At 55.7% G+C, this 24,651-nt stretch carries 16 protein-coding genes and 3 pseudogenes; 16 read left to right on the top strand and 3 right to left on the bottom strand.

Going from position 1 to position 24,651, the window contains the following annotated elements; genetic code table 11:
- Positions 1 to 332: 332 nt before the first annotated feature.
- Positions 333 to 902: a hypothetical protein gene (locus CAG18_RS03135; RefSeq protein ID WP_015270490.1), complete on the bottom strand. Its 570-nt coding sequence runs from the start codon at positions 900 to 902 to the stop codon at positions 333 to 335.
- Between the two features lie 27 nt (positions 903 to 929).
- Positions 930 to 1,478 carry a hypothetical protein gene (locus CAG18_RS03130; RefSeq protein WP_054573238.1) on the bottom strand — a complete coding sequence of 183 codons (549 nt, stop codon included), beginning with the start codon at positions 1,476 to 1,478 and terminating at the stop codon, positions 930 to 932.
- Between the two features lie 100 nt (positions 1,479 to 1,578).
- On the opposite strand from CAG18_RS03130, the pseudogene CAG18_RS03125 reads away from it, so the two are divergent.
- A pseudogene (locus CAG18_RS03125) lies at positions 1,579 to 1,925 on the top strand (ADP-ribosylglycohydrolase family protein); the annotation flags it as partial.
- Between the two features lie 214 nt (positions 1,926 to 2,139).
- On the opposite strand, the gene CAG18_RS03120 reads toward CAG18_RS03125, so the two are convergent.
- Positions 2,140 to 2,442 carry an immunity protein Tsi6 family protein gene (locus CAG18_RS03120; protein WP_085720307.1) on the bottom strand — a complete coding sequence of 101 codons (303 nt, stop codon included), beginning with the start codon at positions 2,440 to 2,442 and terminating at the stop codon, positions 2,140 to 2,142.
- A 614-nt stretch (positions 2,443 to 3,056) separates the two neighbouring features.
- On the opposite strand from CAG18_RS03120, the gene tssI reads away from it, so the two are divergent.
- The 15 genes and pseudogenes from tssI to CAG18_RS03050 all read left to right on the top strand — a co-directional run bounded on the left by tssI (position 3,057) and on the right by CAG18_RS03050 (position 24,627).
- Entirely contained in the window at positions 3,057 to 4,910 is a 1,854-nt protein-coding gene (tssI, locus tag CAG18_RS03110; protein WP_015270487.1) for a type VI secretion system tip protein TssI/VgrG, read from the top strand.
- An 11-nt stretch (positions 4,911 to 4,921) separates the two neighbouring features.
- A complete protein-coding gene (locus tag CAG18_RS03105; RefSeq protein ID WP_043935662.1) occupies positions 4,922 to 5,509 on the top strand; it encodes a DcrB-related protein in 588 nt (195 codons plus the stop codon).
- Positions 5,510 to 5,549: 40 nt separating this feature from the next.
- Entirely contained in the window at positions 5,550 to 6,011 is a 462-nt protein-coding gene (locus tag CAG18_RS03100; RefSeq protein WP_015270485.1) for a DcrB-related protein, read from the top strand.
- Positions 6,012 to 6,015: 4 nt separating this feature from the next.
- Entirely contained in the window at positions 6,016 to 10,269 is a 4,254-nt protein-coding gene (locus tag CAG18_RS03095) for an RHS repeat-associated core domain-containing protein (protein ID WP_085720305.1), read from the top strand.
- A gap of 14 nt (positions 10,270 to 10,283) precedes the next feature.
- The gene (locus CAG18_RS03090; RefSeq protein ID WP_085720303.1) at positions 10,284 to 10,709 is read left to right on the top strand and encodes an Imm26 family immunity protein; all 426 of its coding nucleotides are present in this window, start codon (positions 10,284 to 10,286) and stop codon (positions 10,707 to 10,709) included.
- 167 nt (positions 10,710 to 10,876) lie between these two features.
- Positions 10,877 to 14,343: pseudogene (locus CAG18_RS03085) on the top strand (RHS repeat-associated core domain-containing protein); the annotation flags it as partial.
- Between the two features lie 19 nt (positions 14,344 to 14,362).
- Entirely contained in the window at positions 14,363 to 15,154 is a 792-nt protein-coding gene (locus CAG18_RS03080) for a hypothetical protein (RefSeq protein ID WP_223997961.1), read from the top strand.
- 103 nt (positions 15,155 to 15,257) lie between these two features.
- Positions 15,258 to 19,174: pseudogene (locus CAG18_RS03070) on the top strand (RHS repeat-associated core domain-containing protein).
- Between the two features lie 6 nt (positions 19,175 to 19,180).
- A complete protein-coding gene (locus tag CAG18_RS03065; RefSeq protein WP_256573334.1) occupies positions 19,181 to 19,777 on the top strand; it encodes a hypothetical protein in 597 nt (198 codons plus the stop codon).
- A gap of 311 nt (positions 19,778 to 20,088) precedes the next feature.
- Positions 20,089 to 20,406, top strand: a complete 318-nt coding sequence (locus CAG18_RS26030; RefSeq protein WP_054573240.1) for a hypothetical protein — start codon at positions 20,089 to 20,091, stop codon at positions 20,404 to 20,406.
- Positions 20,407 to 20,525: 119 nt separating this feature from the next.
- On the top strand, positions 20,526 to 20,780 hold the full coding sequence (locus CAG18_RS26025) for a hypothetical protein (protein ID WP_143492617.1): 255 nt from the start codon (positions 20,526 to 20,528) through the stop codon (positions 20,778 to 20,780).
- A gap of 66 nt (positions 20,781 to 20,846) precedes the next feature.
- Positions 20,847 to 21,692, top strand: a complete 846-nt coding sequence (locus tag CAG18_RS26020) for a hypothetical protein (RefSeq protein ID WP_054573241.1) — start codon at positions 20,847 to 20,849, stop codon at positions 21,690 to 21,692.
- 192 nt (positions 21,693 to 21,884) lie between these two features.
- Complete coding sequence (locus CAG18_RS03060) at positions 21,885 to 22,469, top strand: imm11 family protein (protein ID WP_137138408.1); 585 nt, start codon at positions 21,885 to 21,887, stop codon at positions 22,467 to 22,469.
- A gap of 207 nt (positions 22,470 to 22,676) precedes the next feature.
- Positions 22,677 to 23,045: a hypothetical protein gene (locus CAG18_RS03055; protein WP_015270480.1), complete on the top strand. Its 369-nt coding sequence runs from the start codon at positions 22,677 to 22,679 to the stop codon at positions 23,043 to 23,045.
- A 406-nt stretch (positions 23,046 to 23,451) separates the two neighbouring features.
- Positions 23,452 to 24,627, top strand: a complete 1,176-nt coding sequence (locus tag CAG18_RS03050; protein ID WP_015270479.1) for a M20 aminoacylase family protein — start codon at positions 23,452 to 23,454, stop codon at positions 24,625 to 24,627.
- The last annotated feature ends 24 nt before the right edge of the window (positions 24,628 to 24,651 follow it).

The raw sequence follows: 24,651 nt of genomic DNA, 5'->3' as shown, positions 1-24,651 counted from the left end.
CGTGTTGCCAGCAATGCCGAGTAGGGCACCTCGCTGCGGAAGAAGTTCCCGCGAGGGGGGCGATTTTTTCCCTGTTTTGTGATGTGACGCAATGATGGCGCCATGCCATTGGTGAAGGGTTTCGAGTACGGGAAATGGGGCTTTGGCCCCTAAAGTCAGGGGGCGGAAGTACTAAAAGGTCGGTAAAAATTGGCGTAAAAAGTTTTTTTCAAAAAGTGAAGCGGGTCTCATTTTTTGGCGTCGAGGTGATGGCATTCGACTGTCATCGCGACACGTTTCAATGATGGCAATGCGACGGAATATGCCGCGTTAAAGCAGTTTGGCATGGGTTGCTACAGCGGCTTTGCAGCGGCCATGCGACCCTCGATTCCCCACTCCCGCAACCACCCGAGCAAGGCGTGTAATTCATCGGTGGCCTCGATCAAAAGCGAGCCGTTTTCATACAGGACGGCATCGCTGAGCGTGCCCATGCCGTAGGGCATTTCGAAAACGCTCAAACGAACCTGCTCGGGGTCGCTGTGCACCCGTGAGTGGTAGCCTAGGAGCGTGTTGGCCCAGCTTGAGTACCCACCATCGCGCAGCAGCAAGGTTGCTGCTCGTGCCAGTACCGCCGAGATTTCGGTCAGATCCCAGGTGCAGGGGGCAGCCGTGCCTCGCTGGGTGCCAGGTTGCATCATCAAGAGGTGGTCCAGTTCGCGGCGGCGGCATCGGACGACCATGGGCAGTGCAGCCGATGGATCCTGTAGCCATGCCGTGTATCGGGCCTTGTCGATACAGTAATACTCTTCGTAATCGGCCAGTGCGTTGCTGACCGGGATCGACAGGTAGCACTGCTGTGAAGTCAGTTCTATCCCTAGCGAAAAGCGGTGCTCGCGGCTGGTGTAGGTGTCGTTGAATTTCATGCTGGGAAGCGCCTTCGAGGTAAGCAGCTAGCGGCCATCCACCTGGACGCAGATGTTCTGCTTGCCCACGATCTTGCATGGCCAGTTATCGTTGATGTAGCTGTCTGGCGTGAAGCACACGCGCTCATCGTTAACCCAGAACATTTGCCATCCAGAACCCGAGATGCGCAGCTTGGGGCACGACCAGTAGCCTTTGGCGGAGAGTGTGGCAGTGGTCAGCGCGATCATGACAGGCGCTACGACCATGAGTGCAACCGTCAATTGCATCGAGCGTAGTTGGAACGCGTAGAGCCAGGACTTTTTGGGCGGGTCGAATTTCTGACCGGTCCAGGCGGCGATCAAGCATCCCGCCACCATTATCGGCGTGAACGGCAATGCCGCGATCGAGAAGAATGACATCAGGGGCGTTTCCACGACCGGTGCATGCCTCCAGATACGACCGTATAGCGGGACGATTTCAGTCCAGAGCACGTAGACGCCAAGTGCCCCTACGGCCAGTAGGCAAAGGGCCAGGCCAATGCCCGCCAGTTTGAAAAGGAACGGGGATCGTACATGGAGTTCGGCATGATTCTTCACGGTAGCCTCTGCGTTCCTCTCTGCATCGGTCTAGTCTCTGCTGCTGCCGGTTCAGCAGAATGTTCGCATGGATGAGCGCAACCTACAGCAAGGAATGAGCATGATCGACCTGAGAAGCCCGGATGCAACCCTGAGCGAGTACGCCCGGCGTTATGTCGACCTGCTACCGAGTGGTCGCCGCAGTTGCAGCAGCGCATGGACTACACGTTGGCGCCCGATGCCCCCAGGCTGCCGCGTATCAAGCCCGCCTGGTTGAGCGACAGGCCCTGCACGTTGTCACCGGAGCAAGCGTTGGACCGTGCGCAAGGCGCACTGTTGGGACTGGCGATTGGCGATGCGGTAAGCACCACTCTGGAGTTCCAGCGCCGCGATCAGGGGCAGGTCAGCGACATGGTCGGCGGCGGTCCTTTCCGCCTGGCGCCGGGTGAGTGGAGCGACGATACCAGCGGCTTTGAGGGCCCTGAAGGCACGTGAGGCAAAAAAGAACTGTCGATACACCTTCAGGGATGTAGAAGCTATTAGCGCCCTGCGCGCCGCTTCGTGGCTGGGCAGGCTTTTTGCTGTCAGAGCGAACGGCGGGTGAGGAGTATTAGCGCTGCGCTGATGGATTGAGAAAAGCACGAAGCCTGAATGCTTTTGGCGGTCCGCGTCCCCTCGGTAGTTATTTTTCTCCAGGCAGGCGAATCTTCAGGCCGTTGGCGGATTGCTTTGCAATGTAATAAACATGAAGCAATGCCTCGGCGAGGGCTTCGTCCGTGGGTTCAAATTCTTTAGCCGCGATAGCACCAATCGTCAGTCTGTGCATCTTCGATTTATCCTTCTCCGTACCGTCGAACACGGCCCTGATGTACTTCAGCTGATCGATGACGGTGGCGTAGACAGTAAAGCCAGGGGTGCGATTTTGGCGGTCAATGGCGAGTGCGAGCGCTTTGTCTACATACTCGAGTGGTGTAGTAGGTTTCATGTTAATCACCTGGGCTTACCAACTTGAATGTAGTGATCCGGCTTGAAGCACACCCGGTCATCATTGACCGCGTCCCGCAAGTGCCATTACGGCCGCGTTCGCGATGGCCATTTGCCGGAATTGGCCAGTGGCGAAAAATTTGAACCAATCCACGTTATGAAACATTTTTCTCCGCCAGTGGAGCTGATGCGTCAGGTAGCGAGACAGTTCGAGTTGGAGCTGTCAGGCATGGGCTCTGATCGACACCTCAAGGACCTTCTGCGACGGGCCGTTCGGCGATAGGCGGGGCGCTTCCGGGCGCCAGTGAGGAATATCAAAGATGGCGATATGACATTGCCTTGCAGGGCGGTATTGCCCGGTTTTCTAGGCCTGTAGTGAGTTGACAGGGCAGCTTTTGCCGGTGTTTCCTTTGGGCCTTTCTGCCTGCCTGGCATTCGGGAATGTGAACCATGTCGCATTAATTTCAATGCATGATGGCACTTTCCTTTCTGCAGGCAGTCGCATGATTCCGCAGAGCACGCGCGTTATGCGCGCATGCAGAATACGCCCGCAAGATCAGGGTTGCAGCTGAGCATCGCAAGCGCGTGCTGGCCGTGTTTTCAAGGAGATTTCGCATGATCATGGACCTGGCCTCCGCGCTGCTGTCGCCGCAGAACCGCCGCCTGTTCAAGTTTCACAACCTGGCCAACCCCGAGCAGGAACTGCTGCTGGAAACCTTCAAGGGCACCGAAGCCCTGTCGCGGGCGTTCAACTACGAACTGCTGCTGGTCTGCGAAGACTCCGGCGTGCCGCTCAAATCCATGATGGGCCAGCATGTCAGCATCGAGATCGAACTGGCCGAAGGCGGCCCGCGCTACATAACCGGCTACCTCACGCGCTTTGCCAGCATCGGCAGCGACGGCGGCATGGCGCGCTATACCGCAACCCTCAACCCGTGGTTCTCGATGCTGAAGAACCGCTTCGACACGCGGATCTTCCAGGGCAACACGGTCGAGGAAGTGGTTACCGAAGTGTTCGCCCTGTGCCCGGCGTTCTCTCGTCACGAGTTCCGCCTGACCCGTCCGCAGAAGCGCTACACCTACATCACCCAGTACCGTGAAACCGACTTCAACTTCGTCCAGCGCCTGCTGGAGGAAGAGGGGATGTTCTACTACTTCGAGCACACCGCCGAAGGCCACACCATGATCATCTGCGATGACTCCAGCACGCTGGTGGACATCCCCGAGCAACCGCAAATCCGCTTCCACAGCGCCTCGGTCACCGAGACTGCCGACTCCATCACCCAGTGGAGCGGCAACCGCCAGTTGCAGTCCGGCAAGATGGCCACGCAGACCTTCGACTACCGCCAGCCCAACAACCGCCTGCCGGTGGCGCTGAACAGCGTGAACAAGCAGGGCGATGTCGAGAACTTCGAGATCTACGACTTCCCCGGCCAGTACACCCACGGCACCTACGACGAGGGCGAAACCCTGCTGCGCCTGCGCATCGAGGCGCTGGAGCTGCGCGGCAAGAAGTTCGAAGGTGCCAGTAACTGTCGGGCCATGAAGCCGGGCTACACCTTCGAGCTGCTGCAGCACTACATCCACGACCAGGGCCCGGTAGAAGACCGCCAGTTCCTGCTGATGAGCGTGGAAAGCGAAGGCCACAACAACTACCTTACCGGCCAGCAGGCCAGCTACTTCAACACCTTCAGTTGCGTGCGCAAGAAGATCCCGTTCCGCCCGCAGCTGAGCACGCCCAAGCCGACCATCGCCGGCCCGCAGACCGCGATCATCGTCGGCCCACCGGGTGAGGAGATCTTCACCGACGAACTGGGCCGGGTGAAGATCCAGTTCCACTGGGACCGCAATGGCAAGTACAACGACCACAGCTCCTGCTGGGTACGCGTCGCCCAGTCCGGTGCCAGCGGTGGCTTCGGCAGCATCCAGATCCCACGTGTAGGCGACGAAGTGGTGGTGGTGTTCCTCGACGGCAACCCCGACCGGCCGCTGATCATGGGCAGCCTGTACAACAGCACCAACACCCCGCCATGGTCGCTGCCAGCGAACAAGACCCAGAGTGGCTTCCTGACCCGGTCGATGAAGGGCGACGGCGGTACCGCCAACTTCTTCCGCTTCGAGGACAAGGCCGGCGCCGAGCAGATCATCATGCATGCCGAGCGCAACATGGATACCGAGATCGAGCTGGATGAGACCCATGATGTGGGGAACAACCGGACGATTACAGTAGGTGGCACGCACACGGAAATTATCAAGAAAGATACGGTGGTGAACGTCAAGGAGGGGGCTTACACCTTGCAGGTGGATAACAAGTTCATCCAGGTGAGCGCCAAAGAGAGCATCCTGCTGCAAGTCGGCACTAGCAAGATAACCCTCAAACCGGATGGCATCACTATCGAAGCAGACAGCATCGACATTCTGGGCAAGAACACCTTTGTCAAAGGTGACCGGGTCGACATCAACGAGTAGGGCGAAGCGTGATGATCAGGGGAAATATCTACGACAGACTTTCGCAGAGGCGAGAGGCCGCGGAGGCGCTTGCCCGGCAACAGGCTGAGGAAGCACGCATTGCAGTGCAAGCTACGCTAGAGGTTGCACCGCCGCCGCCGCAACTACCAATGGATGTAGAGCAGAACGCACTGCGTATTGCCGGCTTGAATTTGTTGATGCCTCAAGGCTTCGCTTTTCGTGATATTGAGACAACGCTGGAGTTTGCCGGTTGCTATGTACAATTCAGCGCCCGCCGCCGCCCTGCCCCAGAGGGGCTTGAAATTGATAATGCGGTCGAGTTGTTTATTAAAAAGCTGCGTGAGCGCCATGCAGAATTGACCTTGGTGCGTCAAGCCGAAGCCTTGTTGGCTGGCCACCCGGCAATCAGTCTCGACTACCAGTTCAACGCAGGCCAGGAGCGCCGTCACGGCCGTGCCGTGTGCATGATTATCGCTTCGGCGGACGGCAACAAACGGCAATGGCTAAATGTGTCTACGGTAATCAACCCGGACCAATCGCAACTGGCCGATTGGCTGATCGCATTCGACGCCATGCTGGCCGGAGTGACCGCTCAGTAAGGCTCATATCTTTTTCACGTTTTCATGGAACACTCAGACAATGGACTATCAGCTGCAGGAAGGATCTATCACGTTGCCGGAAGGCTTCCAGGATCGCACGGTCAATATGTTTATCCTGGGGGACAGTATCCCAGCCCCGCTGAATATTACGCTCTCGCGTGACAACCTGATGCCTGGCGAGGACCTCAAAGCCTATATCGAGCGACAGGTGAAGTTGATCGCATCCAAATTGCGCGGCTACACCATCCTCGGCAAGAAGCCAGCCAGCCTGTCTTCTAGCCAGCCCCAGGCAGGTATTCAGGTCGATGGCTACTACCTCAAGGATGGCAGGCCGGTCTATCAACGGCAGGCGGCTTTCGAGGTCGCGCCTGGGCGCATTCTGGTTTTCTCCACAACCAGTCAGGCCGACTTCAATGGCAAGCAGAACGACAGTTGGCTTGGGCTGTTGAACAGCTTCGAACCACGCCAACCAAGCTCCCCAGAAAACACCACGCAGGGTTGAACCTATGTTCGAGGCTGCGCGGCTGCACGACGAGATTGAACACACCAGTGCCCTGGCAGGTTTTCTTGCTGGCGCAGTGATTGGCCTGGCAATCGCTACGGCTGCTGCCTTCACTATCTGCACCGCCGGCCTCGGCGGCTTCTTGCTGGGGGCATTGATCGGCATTGGTGCCGGCATGCTGCCGATGTTGGGGGAGAAGATAGGCTCGATGTTCAGTTCGCCCGCTGGACAGATAGAGCTACCCGGTTGTTCGACAGACGTATTCATCAACAATCGCAATGCGGCCCACGCCACTTTGAGTACCGCCAAATGTGACAAGCATCCGGCGCCGGTACTGGTTGCAGAAGGCTCCACCAACGTATTCATCAATGGCGTTGCAGCGGCCCGCAAAGGTGACAAGCTGACGTGTGGCGCAAAGATTTCGGGCGGTTCGAACAACGTCTACATTGGTGGCGGTACTCAGCGGTACTTGCCCGTCGATGATGAGGTACCGGAATGGCTGCGCGTCACGGTCGATGTGTTGATGATCGTTGCCTCGATGGGGCGATCGGTACTGGCAGTCGGTCGCCTGGGGCTTCAGGCCGGCCTCAAAGCCGCTGGCCCGTGTGCACTTCAGACTGGCGCTACCATTGCAGCAAGCTACCTCGCCGGGCGCTTCATCATCGGCCCGGCTGTAGGGCGAGCGATCGAAGGCTTTACCGGTAACCCGGTGGACATGACCACCGGCCGTAAGCTGCTGGTCAATGAAACAGACTTTGTACTGCCTGGCCTGATGCCAATCGAGTGGTCGCGTTTTTATGCCAGCGACCTTACCGCCGAAAGTGCTCTGGGCCAGGGCTGGATACTGCCTTGGGAGCAAAGCCTGCGTCGTAGTGGTGGGTTCGTCTATCTGACTGACAACCAGGGCCGCAGCGTCCCATTCGTCGATCTGGAGCCTGGCGAAAGCATCTACAACCCCAACGAGCGTATCTACCTCGTGCGTACCGAGGGCGGCCACTACCTTCTGCAAACGCTCGACAACCAGTTCTTCTACTTTGGTGAAGTGCCGGATGGCAATACCCATGTGCCTTTGCAGCGTCTGGAAAATGCGCTGGGCCATTACCTGCACTTTACCTACAGTGCCGAAGGGCGGCTCACGGACATCACCGCGCCAGGAGCCGTGCGTGTCCACCTGCACTATGACAACCCGCTCGGGCGTTTGACGGACGTCAAGCGCGTGGTCGATGACACCGCTGTCGAAACGCTGGTGCGTTACCGCTATGACGATAACGGCCAGCTCACTGAAGTGATCAACCGCAATGGCGATTCTGTTCGTCATTTCAGCTACGCAGATCACCTAATGACCCGGCACAGCAATGCCTTGGGCCTGATCTGCGAGTACCGTTGGGAATCCCAGAATGGCAAGCCGCGCGTGGTCGAGCACTGGACCAGCGACGGCGAGCATTACCACTTCCGTTACGACCCTGCCAAACGCACCAGTTGGGCAACCGACGTGCTGGGCCGTGAACTGGAGATCCAGTACAACGAGGACAACCGCGTCATCGCCAGCTGCGACTTCGGTGGTGAGCGCTACGGTATGGATTTCGACGCCACTGGAAATCTGATCGGCATCGATCTTCCCGATGGCAATCACTTGGCGCTCAAGTACGACGAATTCTCCCGGCTGATCGAGGAAACCGACCCACTGGGCCGCAAGATCAGCTACAAGTATCACCTCGCCACGCCACTGGTCACCGAAACCCGCTTCCCCGACGGCAGCGTCTGGCAGTCTCGTTACGACGACAAAGGCAACCTGATCACCGAGATCGACCCGCTGGGCCACAAGACCCAGTACTTCAACAGTGACGATGGCCTGCCGCACACGATCATCGATGCCAACTTTAAGTCCAAGTATCTGTGGTGGAATGCCTATGCCCAGATCGAACGTTTCCAGGACTGCTCCGGCAAAAGCACTTACTACCGTTATGACGAGCGTCAGCACCTCATTGCAGTGACCGATGCACTGAACCAGACCACCACGCTGGAACGTAAACCGGATGGCGAAGTGCTACGCATCGACCACCCGGACGGCACTGCGGAGACCTTTACTTACAATACCCTCGGCCAGGTGTTGACCCACACCGATGGCAAAGGCCAGACCACACGCCTGCAACGCACTTCACGTGGCCTGCCGAGCAGCCGTCAGGATGCCAAGGGCGAGTGGGTTCGCTATGAATACGACAAGGCGCTGCGTCTGACTGCACTGGTCAACGAAAACAGCGCGGCGTACCGCTTCGCCTACGACGCATCGGACCGCTTGAGCGAAGAAGTGCGGGTCGACAATTTGACCCGACGCTTCAGCTACGACGCGGGCGGGCATCTGGTCCGGCTGGACGAAATCGGCTACGGCGAAAGCGGTGAGCGCCCCGAGCGCAGCACGCTGTTCGAGCGCGACGCAATTGGCCGTTTACTGGCCAAGGTCAACCGCGATGCGCGGCAAGACTTCGCCTACGACGATGCTGACCGCTTGCTGAGCATTCAGCGCCAGCCGACAGCTACTGGCAAACAGTTGGGTATCACCGATGAAAAGCTCTGCTACAGATATGACCTGCTGGGGCGACTGACACAGGAACTGAGCCCGAGCGGAGCGCTGGACTATGAGTACGATGCTCTCAGCAACCTGACCACACTGACCATGCCGGATGGCCGCAAGCTCAACCACCTGTACTACGGCAGCGGCCATTTGCACCAGTTGAACCTGGACGGCCAGGTGATCAGCGACATGGAGCGTGACGACCTGCACCGTGAGGTCTACCGCACCCAGGGCAAGCTCACCAGTTGTTTTGGCTACGACGCCATGGGGCGCAAGGCCTGGCAGTTTGCCTCGACCTTACCCGCCGACAAGCTCTCGCAGGTGCACAACACTGGCGTGAATACATCGCTGCTGGTGGAACATGCCTACAACCCGATTCACCGACGCTACCAATACGACCCGGCGGGTGAACTGGTACGCACGCTGGACAAGCTGCGTGGTGAGATCAAGTATGAGTACGAAGCCAACGGCCAATTGCGCAGCCGTGATACCGGCTCGCTGGTAGGTAGCGAAGAATTCCGCTACGACGCGGCGGCCAACCGGCTGGACTTCAATGCGCGGCAGTTTGCCAAGGTCAAGGACAATCGGATCAAGCAGTGGCGGGACCAGGAGTACCGCTACGATCCGTGGGGCAACCTGATTGAGAAACGCTCGGGGCACAGCAAGCTGCAGACCTTTGCTTATGACTGCGAGAACCGCCTGGTACGGGCCGAGACACTGGTCAATGGCAAGCTGGAAAGCCGGGGTGAGTATCGCTACGACAGCCTGGGGCGGCGGGTGGCCAAGCAGGCGGAGATCAATGGCCAGGTCGAACAGAAGCGCTTCCTTTGGCAAGGGCTGAGGATGCTGCGGGAAGAGACGCCTGGGCAGAGCATCTTGTATGTGTATGAGCCGGGTAGCTATGCGCCGTTGGCACGGGTTGACCAGACAGAGGGAGAAGAGCAGAAACTCTACTACTTCCATACGGATCAGATTGGTACGCCGCTAGAGCTGACGGACAGTGATGGCAAGATCGTTTGGCAGGCGACGTATCGTTCTTGGGGTGCGATAGATAGTCTGCTGCTCAAGAATGTCGAGCAAAACCTACGGTTCCAAGGTCAGTATTTTGATAGTGAGACGGGGCTGCACTACAACACCTTCAGATATTACGATCCCGAAGTCGGAAGATTTACTATTCAAGACCCAGTAGGCTTGAGTGGTGGTACTAATCTTTATGGCTATGTGCTGAATCCAACCAATTGGATAGACCCCGCTGGATTGACGCCTTGTATGGGGAAACCGTCTCAGCGTAGCGCTGGGGGCACTGGGGCTAAATACGACCCTGTAAATGGGCAAGGCCTTTACGTATTAACAGATAACGGAGTTATCAAGTATGTCGGGCGTGGTGATGCGACAGCCCGCTTAGGTGTGCATGCTGCGACTCCAGGGAAGTCTCACTTGCAGCAGCATGTAATTTTTGATAATAATTTGACCAAGGCTGAGGCCAAATTCTTAGAGCAAAAAATTATGGATCTTAATGGGGGCGCGTTGTCGACCAATGAGTTTACAAACTTATTGAATAGAATCAGGTCGTATAGCCCCTCCAATCCTAATGCTTCAATTTATGATGTGGCTGGACATAGCCCTAGTTGGGGGAGTGATGTATTATCTGATGCTTTGGCCAAGATGAAGGGGCTAGGCTTATGACAAGAGTAAAATGTATGCAAGCGGGTGACTATTTTTCCATTCCGATGGAAGATGGTAGATTTGCAATCAGCCAAATAATTTGGCTTGGATCAGAAAGCAAGGAACAAAAATTTAAAAAGGTATTTGCTTTCGCTGTGTTGTCTATCAGCAGTAATGAGGAGGTGTCTGAGGATGCCAAGTATTTGGTGTTCAAAGATCACAGAGGAAGCTTTACGGTAATGTTTACGGCTGTGGATAAACTGAAGGCGGGTGAGTGGCCTATTCTACAGCGCGGTGTGGTTTCTGATGTGGCGCTGATAGATTTTGAATTTAATATGGCGGGCACTCTTTATCGACGAGGGAGTCCAGTTAGGGTTTTGGCTATTGAAGAATACCAAAATTATATATTGATGGGCGTTTCGGGGTTTGCTTTAATCGAAAAATTCCTGCAGCAACATTGAGGAATGAATAGCGTGCTTACTGTTTTTGCTCTTTAAAATATTATAATTAAGGGCGCAGCTTTTGATGTTAAAGTTGCGCTTTTTATTTTTCCAATAAATCGTCGGTTTGCGCATGTGCTGAGGTGTTTTGGAAGTGACCTGGGCCATACGCTAAGATTGTGGACAATGAAACAGACTTCGTTCTGCCAGGCCTGATGCCTATCGCACCGTAGAGAGTGTTCTGGGGCAAGGCTGGATATTGCCTTGGGAGCAGAGCCTGCGCCGTAGTGGCGGCTTTGTCTATCACACCGACAATCAAGGCCGCAGCGTTCCGTTCATCGACCTGGAACCGGGCGAAAGCATCTACAACCCTCATGAGCACATACACCTCGTGCGCACCGAGGGCGGGCATTACATCCTGCAGACGCTCGACAACGTCTTTTTCTACTTTGGCGAAGTGCCGAATGACAATACGGGTGTGCCTTTGCAGCGCCTGGAAAACGCATTGGGCCACTATCTTCACTTCACCCGCAGTGCTGACGGTCGCCTGACGGACATCACTGCACCAGGGGCCGTTCGCGTTCACCTGCACTACGACAATCCGCTCGGTCGCCTTACCGACGTCAAGCGGGTGGTCGGTGAAAGCGCCGTCGAAACGCTGGTGCGTTACCGGTACGACGATAACGGCCAGCTTACTGAAGTAATCAACCGCAACGGCGATTCGGTACGCCATTTCGGCTATGCCGAAAACCTCATGACCCGCCACAGCAATGCCCTGGGCCTGATCTGCGAATACCGCTGGGAATCCGAAGGCGGTAAACCGCGCGTAGTCGAGCACTGGACCAGCGACGGCGAGCACTATCACTTCCGTTACGACTTCGCCCAGCGCACCAGTTGGGCAACTGACGTGCTGGGCCGTGAACTGGAGATCCAGTACAACGAGGACAATCGCGTCATCGCCAGCCGTGACTTTGGCGGTGAACGCTATGGCATGGACTTGGACGCCTCCGGCAATCTCGTTGGCATCAAGTTGCCCGACGGCAATCGCCTGGCGCTCAAATACGATGAATTCTCTCGGCTGGTCGAGGAAACCGACCCGCTGGGCCGCAAGATCAGCTACAAACATCACCTCGCCACGCCACTGGTCACCGAAACCCGATTCCCCGACGGCAGCGTGTGGCAGTCGCGCTACGACGACAAAGGCAACCTGATCACCGAGATCGACCCGCTGGGCAACAAGACTCAGTACCTCAACAGCGATGACGGCCTGCCGCACACGATCATCGATGCCAACTTCAAGTCCAAGTACCTGTGGTGGAACGCCTACGCCCAGGTCGAGCGCTTCGAGGACTGCTCGGGCAAGAGCACCTGGTACCGCTACGACGAACGCCAGCACCTGATCGCGGTGACCGATGCGCTGAACCAGACCACTTCGCTGGAACGCAAACCCGACGGTGAAGTGCTGCGCATCCATCACCCGGATGGCACTGCCGAACGCTTCACCTACAACACCCTCGGCCAGGTGCTGACGCATACCGATGGCAAAGGCCAGACCACCTGCCTGCAGCGCACCTCGCGCGGCTTGCCGAGCAGCCGCCAGGACGCCAAGGGCGAGTGGGTCCGTTACGAGTACGACAAGGCCTTGCGCCTGACCGCACTGGTCAACGAGAACGGTGCAGCCTACCGCTTTGCCTACGACGCTTCGGACCGGCTGAGCGAAGAAGTGCGGGTGGATAACCTGACCCGGCGCTTTGGCTACGACGCTGGCGGCCATCTGGTGCGCATGGACGAGATTGGCTACGGCGACAACGGCGAGCGGCCAGAGCGCAACACGCTGTTCGAACGTGATGCCATTGGCCGGCTGATGGCCAAGGTCAACCGCGATGCCCGACAGGATTTCGAATACGACGATGCCGATCGGCTGCTGTGCATTCAACGCCAGCCGAGCAGTGCGGGCAAGCAGTTGGGCATCACCGAAGAGACATTGAGCTACAGCTACGACCTGCTCGGACGACTGACGCAGGAGCTGACTCCGGGTGGCGCACTGGACTATGAATACGACCCGCTCAGCAACCTGACCACATTGACCCTGCCGGATGGCCGCAAGGTCAACCACCTGTACTACGGCAGCGGGCACCTGCACCAGCTGAACCTGGATGGCCGGGTGATCAGCGACATGGAGCGCGACGACCTGCACCGCGAGGTTTACCGGACCCAGGGTAAGCTCACCAGTTGCTTCGGTTATGACGCGATGGGACGCAAGGCGTGGCAATACGCCTCGATGCTGCCCGCTGACAAGCTCTCGCAGGTGCACAACACCGGGATCAATACCTCGCTGCTGGTGGAGCATGCCTACAACCCGATCCACCGTCGCTATCAGTACGACCCGGCGGGTGAACTGGTGCGCACGCTGGACAAGCTGCGTGGCGAGATCAAGTACGAATACGAAGCCAACGGGCAGTTGCGCAGCCGTGATACCGGCTCGCTGATCGGCAGCGAGGAGTTCCGCTACGACGCCGCGGCCAACCGCCTGGACTTCAATGCGCGGCAGTTCGACAAGGTCAAGGACAACCGGATCAGGCAGTGGCGGGATCAGGAGTACCGCTACGACCCGTGGGGCAACCTGATCGAAAAGCGCTCGGGGCACAGCAAGCTGCAGAGCTTTGCCTATGACTGCGAGAACCGGCTGGTGCGGGCGGAGACATTGGTCAATGGCAAGCTCGAGAGTACCGGGCACTACCGTTACGACAGCCTGGGGCGACGGGTTGCCAAGCAGGCGGAGATCAACGGCGAAGTCGAACAGAAGCGCTTCCTCTGGCAAGGCTTGCGGATGCTGCGGGAGGAGACGCCGAGGCAGAGCATTCTGTACCTGTATGAGCCGGGTAGCTATGCGCCGTTGGCGCGGGTTGATCAGGCAGAAGGGGAAGAGCAGCAGGTCTACTACTTCCATACTGACCAGATTGGTACGCCGCTGGAGCTGACGGACAGTGATGGGAAGATCGTTTGGCAGGCGACGTATCGTTCGTGGGGATCTGTAGAGCAGGTAGCCGTTAGTGAAGTCGATCAGAGTTTACGCTTTCAGGGGCAATATTTCGATTCTGAAACAGGGCTTCATTATAATACATACCGTTATTATGCGCCTGATGTTGGTCGATTTATGTCGCCCGATCCGATAGGGCTTCGAGGTGGATTTAACCTATTTAGGTATAATCTCAATCCGATTATGTGGATTGATCCTGCCGGCCTCGCGCCATGCCCGGTACGGGTGGTTAATAACACAAAAATTCATGGGCGTGGTCAAGTAGATGGCACACCGGGTCATGATCAGTTTTCTGAAGCAATTACAAATAAGCTGGCAATGAGTGGAAAATTTACAGATGTTTACCTAAATAGGTCTTATAGTTTCGCTAGCGGTCGCGGCATTTCTGCAAGAAGGCCCGATGTTATGGCTGTTGATGTCAATGGCAAGGTTCACGCGATAGAGTTGGCATCGAAGACGGACATGGGGAAAAAACTACCCACCCTGACCTCTCGAAATAATTCTGCCATGAACAATCTGCCGAGCAGTAAACGAGGGGAGGTTGTGGTTCTTGAACACCTGTATAGTGCATCTGACATGAAAGCTATACTGGACGATTTTATTTCGGGTATATAGGTGCTTTATGTGCTTGGCAATGGCTTTATACGGTACTGAAAATATTTCGCCTGAGTTGGCTTTGAAGCTGGGAATGGCATATTTCTCACTTATTAATTTGCCGATCACGGGCGCTGCGTACTACGAGTACCTTTCTGATGGTGACCACCTTGGTGATCATGACTTAGTCGAGGTGTCGCTGGGAGATCTAGCTGAAAAAATTGCTGCCGGCTCCGCGTCTTCTTTCAGGCTTTACAATGAGAGTAATGGTGTAGTTCCGTGGTATGCGTCTTATGGTTATAATACCGACAGCTTCTCAAATTTTCCTCATATAGATGCTCAATCAAGCAGTGAGCGATCCTCGCTTGATTCCTATGTCGATTTTCTCAAGGAGATTGTTCGGGAGTCGCCTGAGTCTTCGTTCTATGGTATTGCTTACCAGTGCGCGAGTGTAAGCAAGGGTTTTAATTATGCCGCGGGAGAGAATTTTATCTCGATTTATCCGTTTGAGAACTCCGGGGTATTCAAAAAAGAGGTGCCTGGTCGACATGGTGGTCAGGAGAGATATAAGGGGCGGCTTCTTCGCATGGTTTATGAAGTCAATCTTCTCAATGCTTCTCATATCGAGCTGGATGTGTCAGGAGTGAAATTGGGGGACTGGATTCTTCAAGATCGAAATAGCGGTGTGCTAGAGAGAGTTTCCGAATCGATATTTGTCTGGGTGGTTCAGGCGGAGAGCCTTAATGCCATTAATGAGAAGTTTGGGAAATTAGGTTTGTTATTGTCTTGGAAAGCAACTGCTACGAAGGTGTCGGCAAAAAAGATTCCTTAATTTGCCATCTGTGTAACAGGACTGGGCCACTCTGCTGGCCAGCTTCACGCCGCGAGCCCCGTCCGTAACCAGCGCCGAGTCCGGCGAACAGGAGTAATCCCTCATGTTCGAAGCGGCCAGGTTCGGCGACGAGATATCGCACAGCAGCGCGCTGGGGGGCTTCCTGATCGGGGCCGCCCTGGGCATCGCACTGGTGGCGACGGTGGCCATCGCCACCTTCACCTGTGGGTTCGGCGTGGCCTTGCTGGCCGGCCTCGCTATCTGCCAGTGGATGACGAGATCCCGGAGTGGCTGCGCACCACCGTGGATGTGCTGATGGCCATCGCCGGTGCCGCGGGTGGTATCGCGCAGTTGATCAAGGCGGGTACCCAGGCCGGCATGAAAGCCGTCATGCCTTGCGCCCTGAAGTTCACCGCCGGCTTCGTCGCCGGCGAGGTGGCCAGCCGCTACGTGGTAGAACCCGTCGCCCGCAGGGCCATCGGCGGCCTAGTCGGCAACCCGGTCGACCTCACCACCGGCCGCAAACTGATCCCCGACGAAATCGACTTCAGCCTGCCTGGCCTGATGCCGATCGAGTGGTCACGCTTCTACGCCAGCGACCTGACTGTCGATAGCGTGCTCGGTCGCGGCTGGGTGCTGCCTTGGGAGCAGAGCCTGCGCCGCCAGGGCTCGTTCATCTACCTCACCGACAACCAGGGCCGCGAAGTGCCGTTCGTGACCCTGCAACCGGGCCAGCGCATCTACAACCCGCACGAGCAGGTGTACCTGGTATGCACCGAGGGCGGCCACTACATCCTGCAAACCCTCGACAACCTGTTCTTCTACTTCGGCGAAGTGCCAGACACCAACAGCGAAGTGCCGCTGCAACGCATCGAGAACGCCCTCGGCCACTTCCTGCATTTCACCCGCACGCCCGACGGTACGCTGACCGACATCAGCGCCACCGGCGGCACCCGCGTGCACCTGCACTACGACAACCCGCTGGGTCGCCTGACCGACATCAAGCGCGTGGTGAACAACGAAGCGGTGGAAACGCTCACCCAGTACCGCTACGACGAACACGGCCAACTGAGCGCGGTGATCAACCGCAACGGCGACACGGTGCGCAGCTTCAGCTACGCCGAAGGCCTGATGGTGACCCACAGCAACGCGCTGGGCCTGGGCTGTCACTACCGTTGGGAAACCCTCGGCGACAAGCCACGCGTGGTCGAGCACTGGACCAGCGATGGCGAGCACTACCACTTCCGCTACGACCTAGACGCCCGCACCAGCTGGGCCACCGACGTGCTCGGCCGCGAGCTGGAAGTGCAGTACAACGCCGACCACCGCGTACTCGCCAGCCGTGACTACGGTGGTGAACGCTACGCCATCGAGTTGGACGAGCAGGGCAACATGGTTGGCCTGGATTTGCCGGACGGCAACCGGCTCGCCTTCAAGTACGATGAATACGCCCGCCTGCTAGAAGAAACCGACCCGCTGGGCCGCAAGACCACCTACGAATATCACCACCTGACCACGCTGGTGACCCAGGTCAGCTATCCGGACGGCAGCACCTGGCGAGCGCGCTACGACGACAAGGGCAACCTGCTCGCCGAATTCGATGCCCTCGGCCAGATGACCGAGTACCTGAACAGCGATGACGGCCTGCCGCATACCATCATCGATGCAACTTACAAGTCCAAGTACCTGTGGTGGAATACCCTGGCCCAGGTCGAGCGTTATCAGGACTGCTCGGGCAAGAGCACCTGGTACCGCTACGACGAGCGTCAGCACCTTGTTGCGGTGACCGATGCGCTGAACCAGACCACCACCCTGGAGCGCAAGCCCGACGGCGAAGTGCTGCGTATCAGGCACCCGGACGGTACTGCGGAAACCTTCACCTACAACGTCTACGGCCAGGTAATCAGCCACACCGACGGCAAAGGCCAGACCACCCGTTTGATGCGTACGGCCCGTGGCCTGCCGAGCAGCCGCCAGGATGCCAAGGGCCAGCGGGTACGCTACGAGTACGACAAGGCCGTGCGCCTGATCGCGCTGGTCAATGAGAACAACGCCACGTACAGCTTTGCCTACGACGCCTCGGACCGGCTGACTGAAGAAGTGCGGGTGGATAACCTGACCCGGCGTTTCAGCTACAACGTCGGCGGCCATCTCATGCGACTGGATGAGATTGGCTACGGTGAAAATGCCGAACGCCCGGAACGTCATACGCTGTTCGAGCGCGATGCCATTGGCCGTCTGGTCGCCAAGATCAATCGCGATGCGAGCCAGACCTTCGCGTACGACGACGGCGACCGGTTGCTGAGCATCGAGCGGCAACCGACCGGGATCGGCAAGCAGCTTGGGATCACGGAAGAGAAGCTGGAGTACACCTACGATCTGCTGGGGCGGCTGACCAAAGAAATTACCCCCGACGGCACGCTCGGCTACGAGTACGATCCACTCAGCAATCTGACCACATTGACCCTGCCGGATGGCCGCAAGGTCAACCACCTGTACTACGGCAGCGGGCATCTGCACCAGCTGAACCTGGACGGTCAGGTGATCAGCGATATGGAGCGTGATGACCTTCACCGTGAGGTGTACCGGACTCAGGGCAAGCTCACCAGTTGCTTCGGTTATGACGCGATGGGGCGCAAGGCCTGGCAGTTTGCCTCGAACTTGCCGGCCGACAAGCTCTCGCAGGTGCACAACACCGGGATCAATACCTCGTTGCTGGTGGAGCATGCGTATAACCCGATCCACCGTCGCTATCAGTACGACCCGGCGGGTGAACTGGTGCGCACGCTGGACAAGCTGCGGGGTGAGATCAAATACGAGTACGAAGCCAACGGGCAGTTGCGCAGCCGCGATACCGGCTCGCTGGTGGGCAGCGAGGAATTCCGCTACGACGCGGCGGCCAACCGGCTGGACTTCAATGCGCGGCAGTTCGACAAGGTCAAGGACAACCGGATCAAACAGTGGCGGGATCAGGAGTACCGTTACGATCCGTGGGGCAACCTGATCGAGAAGCGCTCGGGGCACAGCAAGCTGCAGAGCTTTAGCTATGACTGCGAGAACCGGCTGGTGCGGGCGGAGACATTGGTCAATGGCAAGCTGGAGAGCCGAGGCGAGTATCGCTATGACAGCCTGGGGCGGCGAATAGCCAAGCAGGCGGAAATCAACGGCGAAGTCGAACAGAAGCGCTTCCTCTGGCAAGGCTTGCGGATGCTGCGTGAGGAGACGCCGGGGCAGAGCATTCTGTACCTGTATGAGCCGGGTAGCTATGCGCCGTTGGTGCGGGTTGATCAGGCAGAAGGGGAAGAGCAGCAGGTCTACTACTTCCATACTGACCAGATTGGTACGCCGCTGGAGCTGACGGACAGTGATGGCACGATTGTTTGGCAGGCGACGTATCGCTCGTGGGGGACAATTGAAAGGCTGGTAATCGATCAGGTCGAGCAGAATCTGCGCTTCCAGGGGCAGTACTTCGATTCTGAAACAGGGCTGCACTACAATACGTTCCGTTTCTACGACGCAGAGGTAGGACGGTTCCTTTTGCAAGATCCGATAGGACTTGCAGGTGGAATTAATATTTATTTGTACGCTGCAAAGCCTACCTTAGAAATTGATCCGCTGGGGTGGTGTTCTACTAAGCTAGGTCAAAATATGGGGCATAGAACAGGTGGTGGGATGGCTAATCACCATCTCATACCTGAGCAATTGATGAATAAGCCTATATTTGGATCTATGTCTAAGCGTTTAAAGGGTTTGGGTTTTGATGGTGACGGCGCATCAAACGGAATTTTTTTGCCAGACAAGAAAAACGTTCAGTATATTGATTTGCCTGGGCATTGGACGAATCATGATGCGTATACAACGGCAGTGGGTAAAAAGCTACTTGAGCTTAACAAACTGGCTCCTCAATTGAGCGATGCGCAACTAATTTTTTTGCGTATAAAAAATATTCAGGATTGGGCAAGGTCAGGTCTCCAGAATGGTCTATTTAAAGTCGATCCTGTTTCGGGTAGGTTGTTGTGAGGTGTTATGAAAGAATTTTATATGATTAATGCTGATGAAGGTCATGGGGTTCCGCTTTTTTTTGATATTGAATGGACTCCTAAACTGCCGGAGTTTAATCAGGTTTCAGAGAATCCCAGTGGAGATATGTTTGGAGATGCATATCAAGCTAAAATTGATCTGGATGTATTTTATGGCGATGCGTTCTTTGAACAATACATCGTGTCTTTAGATTTTGTGAGTCTTTGTGATTTGTATAATTGCAAATATTTTAGTGTGCCTTTGGCGATTGAGTTGCGCAAAGGGCGTGAGGCAAGTAAGGGTTATAGTCTGTTTTTTGTCCAGAGCAGATGTTCAATTCTAGATGTGGGCAAATCCAAATTTGCTCTCATGGATGAGGGGCTGTTGAGGCCTGAGAGCGAGCGCCAAGGCATGCCTGTGGTTTATGATAGGATCGAGAAGTTTGTTATAAGGGGGGGTGTTGATGAGGATCTTTTTTATTGTGTGGAGATAAAACAAATGGTCTGCTCTTCAGAATTCAAACGCGGTTACTTGGAGAGAAATCTTGCAGGGCTAGAGTTCACGAAAATTGATGGCGATTTCATTTATGCCCCTTGGGGCTGATTCTTGGTTGGGTTGTATTTTGCTTCTTGCGGTTTTTAGTGCTTGGCCAAAAAACTATTCAATAGCATAAGGTTCTTTAACATTTCGGTTTGTGATGGCTGCCTGCTGTACCTCAGTCGTCTCATTTCCAATTGATCGAACTGGGCAATCGTAAGCAGCCGTCAGGATGCCAAGGGCGAGTGGAGCTGTACAAGAAGGGGAATATATCTGTTGATCCGGCGTTTCGTTCCGCCATGATGGATAAGGCCGCTAAATTGGAGCCGGAATTACAGCAATATATCAATGGTTTGCTTTTGGGGTATTGAGGTGATATGAAAATGGATTGGTCTGATTCATTAAAGCTGCGTATTGCAAGCGAGCTAAAGGGTTATGATGTGTATTTTTCAGCTGACGATGTTCCTCTTGAAGTCGACTTTCCCGAGCAGTGGCTTGGGTTTGGTTTTTTAGATAGTGGAAAAAATCATATTCCTGTGGAATGGGCTGATTTTTCTGAGTTTTTGCCTTGGGTAAGCGCGTGGCTCGACAAATGTGTGTTAGGAACTGTTTTGGCAGTGAGTGATAGGCCGTATCTCATGTATGTATATGGCGAGGGTGGTGATTTGTATTTCTATATGGGGGGGCTCCGCTAGGCGTTGAAGGGTCAGATCTCGATGGTTATCCCAGCCTTCCTGCGAGCTTCAGGCAGTTCTATTCAAGATTGCATAATGGCTTTGGGTTTTATATTGGTTGTACTATGGGGCCATCAAGGTTGCAAGATTTTGTTCCAATCAAGGATTTGTGCGATGAAGATTATCCGGCGCTTCCTGATATGCTAGGAGTTTTTTCTAGCGGGGCTGGTGATTATTTGGCTTTGGGTGATGGCTCATTCAAAGGCGAGGCTTTTATCGGGTGGCATGAAAAGCCAGAAAGTCCCACAGAAGGAATCGATTTATGGAATGTGATGGACTCATGGATGTCAATTTTTTTGGAGAGCTCTGACTCTAACGAGTATTGTCAGGTATGAATTTTTGCGAGAAGATTGAATACAGGCAGTGCATGCCGTAAGCCAGCGAGCCCAGGGGAAGTGGCTTTGCGCGAAGCTTTCAGGCTAGATGATGATTCGAAGACTATTTCTCGGCTAGCAATTTTCGGTCGATTTCGCTTTCGCGACCTGATCGCCATAGGGCATGAGGGCGAGACGATGAATGAGGTTGGTATGTTCTCTAAAGATGACTTATTGCAGTCCTTTGCTTGCGTGGATGAATACGCTGGTTGCTATTTTTTTCAGCACAAGCTTCCAAAAGTGGTTTATGAATATTGTTTGAAAAGTACAGATAGGAAAGATTTGCTGGTTATATCTGAGGGCGTAAGTGACAGGGCGTTTTCTGTGGAGGTTGTTGAGCGGGCGCCTGACTCTTTGAGCCAAGATAAGACTACAATATTCGATATTGCTCCGAATAAGTATGGCTTTACTCATGTGTTGGTTGTGCCCAATACTTATCACGGAAGCTTGAAAGGACGACTGGACGGTAAGCGAGAGAACTTGTATCTTTGTATTCCTATACATCGGTGTGAGTTTTCGGGAAGCGAATCTGAGGGTGAATTTAAAGAAATTATTCAGCGTATGATTCCTATCTTTCATTGGAGTAGGAGCGTTTGTCCTAAAATTAAAGTGTATTTTGATAATCCGGGGACTGAAGCCGGCACTGATGAGGCTGGCGTGTTGATGAAGTATCCTACACTCCTATCGGAGATAGAGAATCTCAATGGTGTAGTTAGTGGGTTTGTTGAGGTTACAAACTATAAGGGCCAGGTGGTAGAAGTCCTTTCTCCAAAAAAAGATGTGTTTACTCTAGTTCGCAACCGGAAAGATGAAGAAGTGCTCACGCATTCTAAATTGGTCGAGGCTTTGAATGGTTTTGTTCTTGCTGGATGATGGAGTTTACTAGGCAGAAGGTTCTGAGCTTGGCGGTCATTAAAATGAAAATTCTAGGTGACGACCGCTGGCTTTGAGGCGGTCGTATGTATTGCTTTCTATTTTGACACTGGCCCTGGCGAGATTGCCGATACGATTACGAAATACAGATCTTAGGCCAAAAGGCACCCGCTTGACATGCTAGGAAGAAAGATGAACTATTATTCAATGTGTCATGAAGTGGTGAAAGGTGGGTATACAGATGGAGATGTAGTGTTCTACCCAACCCTATCTGATTATTATCAGGTAGGGATGAGTCTCTCCTTGATTGGCGTGTCGGTTTCTGTGATTTTGGATAAAACGGTTCGTGCTCTTAAGTCTGATTTTTTCTTGACAACTTCCGGTGCTTTTTTTGTGTCCCAAGATTTTAAGGATGTTCTTGGGGGTCTAAATACTAGCCTGCAATTTTCCCCTGCGGATGTAAAACACTTTAATGGAAGGCCTGCGGTCAAAAAGTATTATTTTATTCACGTTAATGACAGGTGCGCATGCTTTGACTACGGGCTTTCGGAGTACTCTGGTAAGTCTTTGGTTATGAGTAAGATTCAGGCCGGTGAGCTGACTGCTGATTACAAGGTCCGAGGCGTAAAGAAGATGTGTATTGATGAGGCAAAAACTGGTTCGCTGGACCTTTTCTTTGTGGCAGGTGTGATCTGGATCGACCCTATTGTCTCAGAGGTATTGGTGCGCAAGGTTGAAAGCAATAAATTGCTGGTCAGGTTCAGTGCTATTGGGTGATTGAAAGCTGATAGGTTACTTGTGCGTGATTTTTTATATGAGTCGTTTTTAGTTGGGTGGGATAACATACAACTCGGGGTGACTGAGTAGACGCCGGAGTACGCCTGCGACCTGCTGGGGCGGCTGGCCAAGATCGTCTGGCAGGCGAGGTATCGCTCATGGGGCGATTCAGCCGGCTGCGCGGTTGCCAGGATGAAGGGGTATCGATTGAAGGACCTGATAACATTCACACATCTGATTTATGGCAAGGGTTTATTTGAAGCCCTTGCTGCGAGCGTCGAAAATTGGGAGGAGCTCCTCGATAGCCGAGAGCGACCATCTTTTGACAATGCTTGGATAAGCAATTTTAAAACGCTGCAAGGGATTAGCTATCAGGAACCAAATAGCGAAGCTAATGTAACCGTGCTTAGAGAGTTTGCCTTCAAGGAGATGTTTCGTCTCACTGCGGATGCCGAAATTGCAGGTTACATATCTGACGATATCGGCTTGCTTGCTGAGGCGCTGGCAAAAGGTCACCTGACGACATGGTGTGAAAAGTTGCTTGCCAGTTACCAATCTGGGCATTTCCCGTGCTAGCCGAGGTTTTCTGAAGCGATATTCGGCTTATCGAGTAGAGCTCACGCGTGCGTGCTGAATGGTAAGTACCGTGGTGGATGGCACAGGCTTCGCCTGTGTTCGCGGGTAAACCCGCTCCTACAGGGATTGCCCATGCCTTGGGGGTTCAAAAGTGGCGCGGCGCTTCAGCTGGAACACTGGCGGCCTTCTCGTGCGTCTGGATGAGATGGTTACGGCCAGCAGGTAGGGCCGCCAAAGTGACTGCCTCCCCGGCAAGCCACGTTTCGGTTCCACCGTGCGAAACCAGATTCGATTGTGCTTCATCGCTCCTCGCGCTTATCTGTCAGCCAAGCACGACCTGCCTCACCCGTCGTGACCTCAAGGCGAACAACAAGAACGGGAAACCACCCGCGCGAGGAGACTCTACATGTCCCGACATCAGCACATCCTGGCCTGGCTGAACGATGTGGCCAGCGACCTGCACGCAATCCGTCACGATATCCACGCTCACCCGGAACTGGGTTTCGAAGAAAGCCGCACTTCGGCGCTGGTCGCCCGTCTGCTCGAAGAATGGGGCTATGAAGTGCACACCGGTATCGGCAAGACCGGCGTGGTCGGCGTACTGCGCAATGGCAGCAGCCCACGCCGCCTGGGCCTGCGCGCCGACATGGACGCGTTGCCCATCCACGAGGCCACCGGCGCCGCGTACAGCAGCCAGCACCAGGGCTGCATGCACGCCTGCGGCCATGACGGGCATACCACCATGCTGCTTGGCGCCGCACGCTACCTGGCGGCGACCCGGCAGTTCGACGGGACGCTGACGCTGATCTTCCAGCCGGCCGAGGAGGGCCAGGGTGGCGCCGAGGCGATGCTTGCCGACGGCCTGCTGGAGCGCTTCCCTTGCGATGCACTGTTCGGCATGCACAACATGCCCGGGCTGCCGGCCGGGCACCTGGGCTTTCGCGAGGGGCCGATGATGGCCTCGCAAGACCTGCTCACGGTGACCCTCGACGGGGTTGGCGGCCATGGCTCGATGCCGCACCTGACCGTCGACCCGCTGGTGGCGGCGGCCAGTGTGGTGATGGCCCTGCAAACCGTGGTGGCGCGCAATATCGATGCACAGGAGGCGGCGGTGGTTACCGTCGGCGCCTTGCAGGCCGGCGAAGCGGCCAACGTGATCCCGCAGCAGGCACTGCTGCGCCTGAGCCTGCGCGCGCTGAACGCCGAGGTGCGGGCGCAGACCCTGGAGCGGGTGCGGGCGATAATTGTCAGCCAGGCCGAGAGCTTCGGCTGCCGCGCCACCATCGAACACCGCCCGGCCTACCCGGTGTTGGTCAACCACGCCGCGGAAAACGCCTTCGCCCGGCAGGTGGGGGTAGAACTGCTCGGTGCCGAGGCTGTGGATGGCAACACCCGCAAGCTGATGGGCAGCGAAGACTTCGCCTGGATGCTGCAACGCTGCCCGGGCGCCTACCTGTTCATCGGCAATGGCGTATCGCGGCCGATGGTGCACAACCCGGCCTACGACTTCAACGACGAGATCCTGCTGACCGGTGCCGCCTATTGGGGCGCGCTGGCAGAGCGCTGGCTCGCGCCCGCCTGACCTTTCCTTTTGACGACTGCCGCT

Source organism: Pseudomonas sp. B22(2017), from assembly GCF_002113105.1.
GTDB classification, from domain to species: domain Bacteria; phylum Pseudomonadota; class Gammaproteobacteria; order Pseudomonadales; family Pseudomonadaceae; genus Aquipseudomonas; species Aquipseudomonas asiatica.
The sequence above is the reverse complement of the archived record's forward strand: the minus strand, read 5'-3'. Positions and strand labels throughout refer to the sequence as shown.

Coding starts and splice junctions, on each gene's coding strand:
- tssI (WP_015270487.1), top strand. CDS start 3,057: ATGATCATGGACCTGGCCTCCGCGCTGCTGTCGCCGCAGAACCGCCGC.
- CAG18_RS03050 (WP_015270479.1), top strand. CDS start 23,452: ATGTCCCGACATCAGCACATCCTGGCCTGGCTGAACGATGTGGCCAGC.
- CAG18_RS03090 (WP_085720303.1), top strand. CDS start 10,284: ATGCAAGCGGGTGACTATTTTTCCATTCCGATGGAAGATGGTAGATTT.
- CAG18_RS03135 (WP_015270490.1), bottom strand. CDS start 902: ATGAAATTCAACGACACCTACACCAGCCGCGAGCACCGCTTTTCGCTA.
- CAG18_RS03060 (WP_137138408.1), top strand. CDS start 21,885: ATGAACTATTATTCAATGTGTCATGAAGTGGTGAAAGGTGGGTATACA.
- CAG18_RS03105 (WP_043935662.1), top strand. CDS start 4,922: ATGATCAGGGGAAATATCTACGACAGACTTTCGCAGAGGCGAGAGGCC.
- CAG18_RS03065 (WP_256573334.1), top strand. CDS start 19,181: ATGAAAGAATTTTATATGATTAATGCTGATGAAGGTCATGGGGTTCCG.
- CAG18_RS03095 (WP_085720305.1), top strand. CDS start 6,016: ATGTTCGAGGCTGCGCGGCTGCACGACGAGATTGAACACACCAGTGCC.
- CAG18_RS03100 (WP_015270485.1), top strand. CDS start 5,550: ATGGACTATCAGCTGCAGGAAGGATCTATCACGTTGCCGGAAGGCTTC.
- CAG18_RS03080 (WP_223997961.1), top strand. CDS start 14,363: ATGGCTTTATACGGTACTGAAAATATTTCGCCTGAGTTGGCTTTGAAG.
- CAG18_RS03120 (WP_085720307.1), bottom strand. CDS start 2,442: ATGAAACCTACTACACCACTCGAGTATGTAGACAAAGCGCTCGCACTC.
- CAG18_RS26030 (WP_054573240.1), top strand. CDS start 20,089: ATGAAAATGGATTGGTCTGATTCATTAAAGCTGCGTATTGCAAGCGAG.